The organism is Robertmurraya korlensis (assembly GCF_023715225.1).
Lineage (GTDB): Bacteria > Bacillota > Bacilli > Bacillales > Cytobacillaceae > Robertmurraya_A.
On record NZ_JAMBNS010000108.1, the window covers coordinates 1 to 449 of the forward strand.

The following is a 449-nucleotide window of genomic DNA, read 5'->3' on the forward strand; positions in this document are numbered from 1 at the left end:
TCACTTCGTCAGATTCGGCAAGCCTTGTGATTGATATGCTCACGGCAGGCGGCGATACCAATCCGCCAAAAATCCAGCGGTTATTTTGGGCATTGAGCCAAGGGGTGATTGCTGCGGTGTTATTGGTGGCAGGTGGATTATCTGCGTTGCAAGCGGTGGCGATTATTGCAGGCTTTCCGTTTGCCATCGTGGTGTTTGTGATGATGTATTGTTTATGGCGAGGGCTAACACGCGATAGATTGACCTTGTACCGTAATCAACAATGGTATATCACGGCAGAGTCTGCTGAGCATAATTCTGCAAATGAGTTTATTGATGAGCATTTATTGCTGGGTCCGCCTGTCGTGGTTAAGGATGAGTAATATTGTTTTTCTTGATTAACATAAATGGACGGGTGCAAGCGTGCAAAGCTGATGCCTGTCTAGGCAGTCAACCAATGGGCGTTAATT

1 protein-coding gene is annotated in these 449 nt (G+C 46.8%); it reads left to right on the forward strand.

Annotation, left to right across the window (positions count from 1 at the left end; genetic code table 11):
* On the forward strand, positions 1-362 hold a 362-nt coding region (locus tag M3175_RS26020; protein ID WP_251524602.1), incomplete at its 5' end, for a BCCT family transporter.
* Positions 363-449: the final 87 nt, after the last annotated feature.